Origin of the sequence: Cellulomonas septica (assembly GCF_012396155.1) — a bacterium.
GTDB lineage: Bacteria > Actinomycetota > Actinomycetes > Actinomycetales > Cellulomonadaceae > Cellulomonas > Cellulomonas septica.
In genome coordinates, this window is the sequence record NZ_JAAXOY010000063.1 from 1 (window position 1) to 9,505 (window position 9,505).

Here is a 9,505-nt window from a genome sequence, read left to right on the forward strand (position 1 = left end):
CACGTCCCAGTCGACGCCCGCGGGTCCGAGGCGCTCGGCGAGCCGACCCTCGGCGCGCCACAGGTCGACCTCGACCTGCCACGCGCGGTCGACCGCCGTCACGAGGCCCTGGCCGTACGCGAGGCCGAGCTCGTCGTCGGCCCGCACGTGCGGCACGCCCCACGCGTCGCGGTACACCTCGACCGTCATGCGCCCACCCTGCTGCCGGTCGGCACGGGCGCGCACGCCGTCATGCGTCGCGCCGCCGGGCGACCGGGTTGGCGAGCGTGCCCGCGTAGATGAGGGAGCCCGACGGGTCGGTCAGGTCGACCATCTGCGCGGTGTTGCGCAGCTGCAGCCGGTTGAGGCACGAGTGCGCGAAGCGCCGGGCGCGCAGGTCGACGCGTCGGTGCAGGTGGGGGTGGCGTGCGGCGTGCGCGTCGATCACGTCCGCCACGAGGCCCCAGAACGCCCGCTCGTCGAGCAGCCCGTCGGCGTCGAGGATCGCGGCGAGGTGCCGCAGGAACCCGTCGAACACGTCGGTGAAGACGGCGAGCGCGGCCTCGTCGGCGTCGACCGGGTGCCGCACGCGCGCGACCTCGTCGGGCAGCGGGCGGTCGGTGAGGACCACGACCTCCTCGCCGATGTCCTTGAGGAACGCACCGACGGGCACGTGCGCGTCGAGGTCGAGGATGACGTTCTCGCCGTGCGGCATGAACGCGAGGTCGTGCGCGAGCAGGCAGTGCACGAGCGGCGTGAGGTAGACGTCGAGGTAGCGCCGCACCCACGCCGTCGCGTCGAGTCCGGACGCGGCGACGAGCGTCCCGACGTAGGACGCGCCGTCCGCGTCGCGGTGCAGCAGCGACGCCATCGTGGCGAGCGCGTGTCCCGCCGGGACGAGCGGGACGGGGCTCTCGCGCCACAGCGCGGCGACCATCTTGCGGTGCGCGTTCGGCTGGGGCGTGCGGTGGTACGCGTCGCCGGTGTACCCGATCGAGACGCGCTCGCGCAGCACGCGGAACCCGAGCGCGCCCAGCACGGGGTCGCCCGCCACGAGGTCCGCGACCCAGTCGTTGATCACCGGCGTCGCCGCCATGTACGCGGGCGACAGGCCGCGCAGGAAGCCCATGTTCTGGATCGCGAGCGCGACCTTGACGTAGTGCCGCGACGGGTCGGACACGTTGAGCAGCGTGCGGATCGACTGCTGCGGCAGGTAGTCGTCGTCGCCCGTGCCCAGGAGGACGAGGTCGCGGCGGGCGACGTCGGGCGCGAACGTGACCGCGAGCCGGTGCTCCCACTGCCACGGGTGCACGGGCAGCCAGCGGTAGCCCGCCGGGTCGAGGCCGAGGTCGCGCAGCTGCGCGTGGAAGCGGGCGATCGTCGCGCCGCCCAGCTCCGCGAGGTAGAAGTCGTCCTCGTCGATCCCGTCGCCGAGCGCGAGGTGGCTGACGTCGCGCCGCACCGCGAGCCAGACGAGCCGCACGGGCCGGCCGGCCTCGGGCGCGTAGGCCGCGTGGTCCGCGACGCCGAAGCCGATCCGGCCGTTGTTCGCGACGAACGACGGGTGCCCCTCGGTCATCGCGGCCTCGACCTCCCACAGCGGCGCGCCGACGAGGTCCCCGGCCGACGGGCCGCCGTGGTGGGCCTTGAACGCGCCGCTCGCGAGCGTCGACGCGATCTCCTCGAGGTACACCGCGAGCAGGTGGTCCGGGATGCGCAGCAGCGGCTGCAGCTCGAGGACCAGCGCCATCGCGTCGAGGGGCGCGGGCTCGCCGTCGACGTCGCGCGTGAGGCTCGCCTCGTCGAGCGCCCAGTGCTCGAGCGACAGGCGGCGCGCGCGGAACCGGTACACGACGCGGCCGTGGTCGAGGACCACGCGGTAGTCGTGGGGGTCGCGCTCGTCGTCCGCCGCGGGGTCGGCCGGGTCTCCGTCGCGGACCGGTGCGAGCAGCCGCTCGTGCGCGAGCTCGGACAGGGCCTTCGCGACGAGGTGCCGCTGCGCGACGGCCATGGTCTCGGGCCGCAGGTGCGCGGCGGTGCTCCGCGCGTGCGTCAGCCCGGTGCCCGGACGCTCGGTGGTGGCGGTCATCGCAGGGTCCTTCCCAGGGGGCTCGCGGCGAGGTCGGCGCGCGTGCAGACGGACAGCAGCGCGCGCTTGCCCGGGAGGTCGACCTCCCGCAGCACGCGGAACCCGGCGGCCGCGTTCTTCGCGGCGATGCGGGTGTTGGTGACGTCGGGCTCGACGACGACGCGCGCCGCGCCGAGGTCGTCGAGCACGAACCGCACGACCTCGCGCATGACGGCGGACGTGAGCCCGTGCTCGGCTGCGCCGGTCGGCGGCGCGACGAGCAGGTGCATCCCGACGTCGCCGGGTTCGGGGTCGTGCACGTCGGTGAGCAGCACGTGCGCGGGGTCGTACGTCTCGACGAGGAACGTCGGCGCGCCGTCGACGCGGCCGAGCCACGCCTGCTGGTGCGGGTCGGCGGCGACGCCGTCGAAGTACGCGCGCACCTCGTCCGCGGTCAGGTGCCCCATCTCCCACGCGGCGGACCGCGGGTGCGTGAGCCAGGCGTGCAGGCGCGGGAGGTGGGCGCTCACGTCGAGCGGCTCGAGCGTGACGACCGGCGACGGCGACCCGGCGGGCGTCGCGTGCGACCCGGGCGACGTGTCCGCCGCGACGACACCCGGGGTGCCGGGCGCGCTCATCGCGCGCCCCCGACCAGCGCGACGGCGTCGTCGGCGGCCGCGACCGACTGCGCGTCGGCGGGCACGCCGAACTCCTGGAACGCGATGCGGCGCTCGCGCGGGTAGACCTCGCGCCCGACGACGGCCTCGAGGATCGCCGACGACCGCCACGCGCCGAAGCCGAGGTCGGGTGCGGTGACGCCGTGCGTGTGCTCCTCGCCGTTCTGCACGAACACGCGCCCGCGCCCGCCGTCGACGGAGTAGTCGCGCGCGACCGCGAACCGCCCGCGCTCGTCGAGGTCGAGGCGGTGGAGCACCGGGTCGAGGAACGCCGGCACCTGCGCGGCGTAGCCGGTCGCCAGGACCAGGGCGTCGGTCGTCCGCTCGTGCACGGCGTCGAGCTGCGCGTGCCGCAGCCGCAGCGTGTACCGCGTGCCGTCCCACCGCGCGTCGACGACCTCGGTGTCCGTCAGGAGCGTCGTCGGGACGGGCCCGGCGGCGCTCTTGCGGTAGAGCGTGTCGTAGATGTCGTCGACGAGCGCCGCGCTGATGCCCTTCGACAGCGCGCGCTGCTCGCGCCCGACCCGGTCGCGGACGTCCGTCGGGAGCCCGTGGAAGTGGTCCGTGTACTCGGGCGACGTCATCTCGAGCGTGAGCTTCGTGTACTCCATCGGGAAGAAGCGCGGTGAGCGCGTGACCCAGTCGAGCCGGTAGCCGCACCGGTCGACGTCCTCGAGCAGGTCGCGGTAGATCTCGGCGGCCGACTGCCCGCTGCCGACCACGGTCACGCTGCGCGCGGCCTGCAACGACGCCCGGGAGGGCAGGTAGTCGGCGCTGTGCACGACCGGCCCGTCGAGGTCGCGCAGCGCGGCCGGGATGACGGGCTGCGTCCCGACGCCGAGCACGACGTGCCGCGTCCGGTACGTCTCGACGCCGCCGTCGGCCCGCTGCGCGCGGACGAGGTAGTCGTCGCCGTCGGCCTCGACGTGCACGACCGTCCGCCCCCAGCGCAGCGTCGGCAGCTGGTCGGCGACCCACCGGCAGTACGCGTCGTACTCGGCGCGCAGCGGGTAGAACGACTCGCGGATGTAGAAGGGGTAGAGCCGCCCGGTGGCCTTGAGCCACGCGAGGAACGAGAAGCGCGACGTCGGGTCGGCCATCGTCACGAGGTCGGCGAGGAACGGGACCTGGATCGTCGCGCCCTCGAGCATCATCCCGTGGTGCCAGGCGAACCCGTCGCGGCCGTCGAGGAAGACCGCGTCGAGCCCGAGCGGGTCGGCGAGCGCGGCGAGGCCCAGGTTGAACGGGCCGATGCCGATGCCGACGAGGTCGTGCGTGCGGGTCTGCTCGGCGGCGGTCATCGGGCCACCGCCGCCGCGTCCGCGACGAGGTCGTCGCCCTCGACGAGCGCGGCACCGGCCGCGCGCACGAGCTCGAGCACGCCGGCGACGTCGTCGAGCGTCGTGTCGGGGTTGAGCAGCGTGAGCTTGAGGCAGGGCCGCCCGTCGACCACGGTCTTGGCGACGAGCGCGCGTCCCGAGCCGAACAGCGCGGCGCGGACCTGCGGGACGAGCGCGTCGGCCTGCGCGTCCGGGACCCCGGCGGGCTGGTAGCGGAACAGGACGGTCGACAGCTGCGAGCGCCCGACGAGGACGAGGTCGTCGTCCTCGTCGACCCACCGGTGCGCGGCGGCGGCGAGGTCGAGCACCTCGTCGAACATCGCGCCCAGCCGGTCCGCGCCGAGCGCGCGCAGCGTCGTCCAGAGCTTGAGCGCGTCGAACCGGCGCGTCGTCTGGAGGGACTTGTCGACCTGGTTCGGCTCGTCGCTGTCCTCGGGGTTGAGGTAGTCGGCGTGCCAGGCGACGGGCGCGAGGTCGGCGGGGTCGCGGACCAGGAGCGCGCTCGACGACACCGGCTGGAAGAAGCTCTTGTGGAAGTCGACGGTGACCGACCGCGCGCGCTCGATGCCGTCGAGGAGGTGCCGGCGCGTGGGGGAGACGAGCAGGCCGCAGCCGTAGGCGGCGTCGACGTGCAGCCAGGTGCCGTCGGCGTCGCAGACGGCCGCGACCGGGGCGAGCGGGTCGACGCAGCCGCGGTCGGTCGTGCCCGCGGTCGCGACGACCGCCATGGGCACGTCTCCGGCGGCGCGGATCGCGGCGAGCGTGGCGGCGACGCCCTCGGGTCGCAGCCGCCCGAGCGCGTCGACGGGGGCGGCGACGACCGCGTCGGGCGCGAGCCCCAGCAGGAGCGCGGCCTTCTGGACGCTGAAGTGGCTCGACGTGCTCGCGACGGCGCGCAGCCGGGGGAGGACCGCGCCGCGGTCGGTGACGCCGGCGAGCGCGTGCTCGCGCGCCAGCAGCAGCCCTTGCAGGTTCGACTGCGTGCCGCCCGACGTGAAGATCCCGTCCCCGGCGGCGAAGCCGATGCGGCGCGCGGTCCAGTCGACGACGCTGCGCTCGACGAACGTGCCGACGCCCGACTGGTCGAACGTGTCGACCGACGGGTTGACGGCCGCGAGCACGGCCTCGGTCGCGACCGCGGGCAGCACGACGGGGCAGTTGAGGTGGGCCGCGTAGGTCGGCAGGTGGAACCACACGGCGTGCTCGAGGACGAGCTCGTCGACCTCGCGCAGCGCGGCGGGGGTGCCGATCGCCGGCCCGTCGAGGTCGACGGCGTCGACGAGCGCCCGCAGCTGGGCGGGGGTCGCGCCGGAGTACGGCTGGGTGGTGGTCCGCAGGCGTGCGGCGAGCCGGTCGACGGTGGTGTGGACCGTCTCGGCGTAGTGGTCGGCGGTGCGGGACGACAGCAGCTCGCGCACGCGAGGCCCCCCTGGGGTCGACGAAGTGGAGCGCTTCGCGGTGAGGTGGCCCTTACCCAGCGAAGGCTCGCCTAACCTAACGGCGCCTCGGCGCACGTCAAGCCGCGCGCCGAGGCGTGGACGATCCGGGTGAGACGGACAGGCGTCCGGGTCGAGGCCCGGGTGCGTCGCGCGGATCGGCGACGGCGCAGGTCAGGACGTACGGGCGGCGGCGCGAGCGGCCGTCGAGGACCACCCGTCGCGGTGCAGCCGCTCGATCCCGTCGAGCAGGAGGTCGAGCGAGAACTCGAACTCGAACCGGTCGTCGCAGCCGGCCTCGACGACGCTGCCGGGGTCGTGCGACGCCGCGGTCGCGACCGCGACGACGTGCGGGAACGCGGCGACGAACATCGCGGCGGTCTCCTCGTCGAGCGGTGTCCCCGCGGCCGTCGACTCGGTGTGCAGCTCCTGGCTGAACCCCAGCGCACGGCTGCCGAGCGTGTGCATGACGTGGTGCGTGAGGTCGGTCGTGAGGCCGCCGCGCAGCAGGATCGCGATGGTCGCGTCGAGGTGGCCGAGGATCGTCGGCGTCGGCGCCTCTTGCGCCTCGAGCACGCGACGGGCCCACGGGTGGCGCAGCAGCGCGGCGCGCGCGTCGAGGATGCGGGTGCGCAGCGCGTCCTTCCACGGCAGGGCGGGGTCGGTCGGCGGGATCTCGCCGACGACGCGGTCGACCATCGCGTCGAGCAGCTCGTCCTTGTGCGCGACGTGCTTGTAGAGCGCCATCGGGACGACGCCCAGCTCCTGGGCGAGCCGCCGCATGCTCACGGCGTCGACCCCCTCGGCGTCGGCGAGCCCGACCGCGGTGTCCAGCACGCGGTCGCGCGTGAGCGGCGCGCGTCGCTCGTCCGCCATCCGGGTCACCTCCTTGACCGGTGTACACCGTACACCTATGGTCGGTGGACATCGGGTGTACGCCGTACACCTCTTCGACCCAGGAGCACCGCCATGAAGCCCAGCCGTGGGAACGCCGTCGTCGTCGGCGCCTTCTTCGTCCTCGCCGCCGTCGCAGCCGTCGCGGGGCTCGCCCTCTACCAGCCCGCGCTGAGCGACCCGGGGTACGTGCTCGGCGCCGGGGCCGACACGCAGGTCCTGCTCGGCGGGTTCCTCGAGGTCGTCCTCGCGGTGTCCTGCATCGGGACCGCCGTCACGATCTACCCCGTGATCCGACGGCACGCGCCCGCGGCGTCGATCGCGTACGTCGCCGGCCGGCTGCTCGAGGCCGCCGTCATCTGCGTCGGCATCGTCGCGACGCTCGCGCTCGTGACGCTGCGCCAGGACCGCGCGGCGGGCGTCGAGGGGACCGCCGACGACGGTGCGCTCCTCGCCGTCGCGCACGGCCTCGTCGCCGTGCACGACTGGACGTTCCTCCTCGGGCCGGGCCTCGTCATCGGTCTCAACACCCTCGTGCTCGCGTCCGTCGTCCACCGCGCGCACCTCGCCCCGCGCGCGATCACCGTGCTCGGGCTCGTCGGTGGCCCGCTCGTCCTCCTGTCGTCGACGCTCGTCCTGTTCGGGGTGTACGAGCAGGTGTCGCCCGTCGCGGGGGCCGCCGCGATCCCCGTCGCGGCGTGGGAGATGAGCCTCGCGGTCTACCTGATCGTCAAGGGCTACCGCGCCCCGGCACAGCCGCCGGTCGCGAGCGACGTCGTCGACGCGGGTCGCCGCCCCGTCACGCTGCCCGCCTGACCGACGCGTCCGGCGGGCGCGCCGGACCGGCTCTTGCACCCCGTGCGGCTGACCGCCGGACCGCACGACTCACCGGCGCCCGCGCGGGTCACCCCACCGCGCGGGCACCGGGAGAGTCGGACGGGCGATGTCAGTGCGCGTGCCGCCCCGCCGCCGACGTCAGCTCGTTCGGCGTGACGTCGAGCTCGGCCGTCCGCCACACCTCGCCGGTCGCGACGTCGACCGCGAGCACCCGGTTCGTCGCCGGGTCCGTGACGTAGGCGGTCCGGTCGAGGACGTGCAGCGTCGGGCGCGGCTCCTGCCACTCGTCGGGCTCGGTCCACGCGTCGACCAGCGGGATCGAGCGCGTGAGCGTCCCGGCCTCGGGGTCGATCACGTGCAGCGACCCGTCGGTGCCGAGGACCAGCGCCTCGCCGTCGTGACCGCGGCCGAGCGAGCGGAAGGTGTACGACGCGGGCAGGTCGACCAGGCGCAGCGACGCGGTGCGGGTGTCGACGAGCGACACGCGCGTCGGCCGCTCGAGCTCGGCGTCGGGGTCGGACTTGTAGTCGCCGAGCACGACCGCCGACTCCTCGCTGCCCGCCTGGTTGCCGATGCGCCCGTACGCGTCGGGGCTCGCGACCTTGGTGATCGTGTCCTCGCCGACGACGACGAGGCCGTCCTGGCAGCCCACGACGACCACCTCGTCGGCGGCCACCGCCTCGCCGTGCACGCCGGGGCACGCGTCGGTCGCGGCGACCTCGGCGTCGTCGGCGTCGAGCAGCCGCACGCCGCTGCGCTCCTCCTCGGTGCCGTCGGACACCACGAGCGCGTCGTCGCCGCGCAGCACCGCGACGCCGTGGTGCGGCGACGGGGTCGTGTACGTGCGGGTCACGGCGTCCTCGCCGCCCGCGACGTCGTGCACGTCGAGCACCGTGACCTCGCCGGTGCCGTCGTCGAACAGCGCGACGCGGTCGCCGTGCACCACGACGTGCCCCGGCTTCTCGGCGGTGTAGGTGACGTCCGTGAGCGCCGGGTCGGCGGTCCAGTAGTGGGCGTGGTCGCCGTGCTCCTCGGCCCAGGTGCCCGCGTCGAGCACCTGGAAGCCCGCGTCGGTCGACACCATCACGTGCCGCCCGTCGCCCGCGGGGTTGACGCGCAGGAAGCCGTCCTTCTCGATGCGGTCGACGGTCTCGAGCGTGTCCGCGTCGAGCACGAGCAGGCCGCCGTCGTACGTGACGACGAGCCGGGGCTGGTAGGTCGCGGCCTCGGCGGCCCCGCTCGACGGGGTGCTCCCGGTCGCGGTCGACGCGGGGGTCGCGTCCTCGGCGGTGCCGGCGCACGCGGCGAGCAGGACGAGGGGGAGCGCGGCGGCGGCCGCGCGGGTCGCGCCGCGGAGGCGGGGGCGGGCGTGGGTCTGGGTCATGAGGTCGTCAGGTGCCGTGCGGCGGCACCGGCTCCTTCCTGGTCGTGGTGCGACGCGGCTGCGTCACGACCAGGACCGTAGCAGACGATGACTATCGTTCTCATTAAGGCCCGCGATCGGCCCGGTGGGTCGCCCCGAGGGCGCAGACGACGTCGTCGACCGGTCCGACCACGGGCCGACGTGGTCGCGGCACACCGCGCCCGCGGACTGACGCGACGCACCGGCGCGCGGACCTAGCGTCGGGGCCGTGACCAGCACCGTCGACCTCCCCGGCGTCGCCCCCGCGCGCCGCACCACCGCGACCCTCGCCGTCCTCGGGCTCGCCGCGGTGCTCGGGCTCGCCTGGGGCGTCGCCACGTCGTTCCTCCAGACCGTCCTGCCCGCGCCGTTCGCCGGGCTCGCGAACGCCGTGTCCCCGTGGCTCGTCGTGCCGTTCCTCGTCGGCGCCCGCGCGCGGACCCGACCCGTCGCCGTCGTCGCGGGCCTGCTCGCGTGCGTCCTGCAGGTCGTCGGCTACTACGTCACCGCCGACCTGCGGGGCTTCGGGCTCTCGCTCACCTCGATCGCCGAGTGGATCGTCACGGGAGTCGTCGGCGGACCCGTCTTCGGGCTCGCCGGCCACCTCTGGCGCACGGCGACGGGACGCCTGCGCGGGCTCGGCGAGGCGCTGCTCGTCGCGGTCTGGGCGACCGAGGCCGTGGTCTCCTACGGCATCCGGCTGCACCACGTCGGCGACGCGCTCGTCTTCGGGTCGGTCGCCGTCGCGCTGCTCGTCACCGTCGGACGCCGACCCGGGCCGCTGCGCGCGACGCTCCGGTGGCTCGCCGTCACCGTGCCCGCCGGTGTCGCCGGGATGCTCGCGCTCGAGCCGCTGCTGCGCGTCGTCGGCT

9 protein-coding genes are annotated in these 9,505 nt (G+C 75.0%); 2 read left to right on the forward strand and 7 right to left on the reverse strand.

The window, feature by feature from the left end; translation table 11 throughout:
• The 6 genes from HGA02_RS04510 to HGA02_RS04535 form a co-directional block, all read right to left on the reverse strand.
• A partial coding sequence (locus HGA02_RS04510; protein ID WP_168677983.1) for a penicillin acylase family protein occupies positions 1–189 on the reverse strand: 189 nt, incomplete at its 3' end.
• Between the two features lie 40 nt (positions 190–229).
• Positions 230–2,068: an IucA/IucC family protein gene (locus HGA02_RS04515; RefSeq protein ID WP_168677985.1), complete on the reverse strand. Its 1,839-nt coding sequence runs from the start codon at positions 2,066–2,068 to the stop codon at positions 230–232.
• On the reverse strand, positions 2,065–2,685 hold the full coding sequence (locus HGA02_RS04520; RefSeq protein ID WP_168677986.1) for a GNAT family N-acetyltransferase: 621 nt from the start codon (positions 2,683–2,685) through the stop codon (positions 2,065–2,067). The genes HGA02_RS04515 and HGA02_RS04520 overlap by 4 nt, the downstream gene beginning before the upstream one ends.
• On the reverse strand, positions 2,682–4,025 hold the full coding sequence (locus tag HGA02_RS04525; RefSeq protein WP_168677988.1) for a lysine N(6)-hydroxylase/L-ornithine N(5)-oxygenase family protein: 1,344 nt from the start codon (positions 4,023–4,025) through the stop codon (positions 2,682–2,684). The genes HGA02_RS04520 and HGA02_RS04525 overlap by 4 nt, the downstream gene beginning before the upstream one ends.
• Positions 4,022–5,482 carry a pyridoxal-dependent decarboxylase gene (locus tag HGA02_RS04530; protein ID WP_168677990.1) on the reverse strand — a complete coding sequence of 487 codons (1,461 nt, stop codon included), beginning with the start codon at positions 5,480–5,482 and terminating at the stop codon, positions 4,022–4,024. The genes HGA02_RS04525 and HGA02_RS04530 overlap by 4 nt, the downstream gene beginning before the upstream one ends.
• A 192-nt stretch (positions 5,483–5,674) precedes the next feature.
• Positions 5,675–6,376, reverse strand: coding sequence for a TetR/AcrR family transcriptional regulator (locus HGA02_RS04535; RefSeq protein WP_168677992.1), 702 nt, complete (start codon positions 6,374–6,376; stop codon positions 5,675–5,677).
• A 93-nt stretch (positions 6,377–6,469) separates the two neighbouring features.
• Here HGA02_RS04535 and HGA02_RS04540 point away from each other — a divergent pair, with 93 nt between their 5' ends.
• Entirely contained in the window at positions 6,470–7,210 is a 741-nt protein-coding gene (locus HGA02_RS04540) for a DUF4386 domain-containing protein (protein ID WP_168677994.1), read from the forward strand.
• 130 nt (positions 7,211–7,340) lie between these two features.
• On the opposite strand, the gene aztD is transcribed toward HGA02_RS04540, so the two are convergent.
• Entirely contained in the window at positions 7,341–8,615 is a 1,275-nt protein-coding gene (gene aztD, locus HGA02_RS04545) for a zinc metallochaperone AztD (protein ID WP_168677996.1), read from the reverse strand.
• A 247-nt stretch (positions 8,616–8,862) separates the two neighbouring features.
• On the opposite strand from aztD, the gene HGA02_RS04550 reads away from it, so the two are divergent.
• On the forward strand, positions 8,863–9,505 hold a 643-nt coding region (locus tag HGA02_RS04550; protein ID WP_168677998.1), incomplete at its 3' end, for a DUF6518 family protein.

Excerpts from the sequence above, each read along its gene's own strand:
- HGA02_RS04525 (WP_168677988.1), bottom strand. The coding sequence starts at position 4,025 with ATGACCGCCGCCGAGCAGACCCGCACGCACGACCTCGTCGGCATCGGC.
- aztD (WP_168677996.1), bottom strand. The coding sequence starts at position 8,615 with ATGACCCAGACCCACGCCCGCCCCCGCCTCCGCGGCGCGACCCGCGCG.
- HGA02_RS04515 (WP_168677985.1), bottom strand. The coding sequence starts at position 2,068 with ATGACCGCCACCACCGAGCGTCCGGGCACCGGGCTGACGCACGCGCGG.
- HGA02_RS04520 (WP_168677986.1), bottom strand. The coding sequence starts at position 2,685 with ATGAGCGCGCCCGGCACCCCGGGTGTCGTCGCGGCGGACACGTCGCCC.
- HGA02_RS04540 (WP_168677994.1), top strand. The coding sequence starts at position 6,470 with ATGAAGCCCAGCCGTGGGAACGCCGTCGTCGTCGGCGCCTTCTTCGTC.
- HGA02_RS04535 (WP_168677992.1), bottom strand. The coding sequence starts at position 6,376 with ATGGCGGACGAGCGACGCGCGCCGCTCACGCGCGACCGCGTGCTGGAC.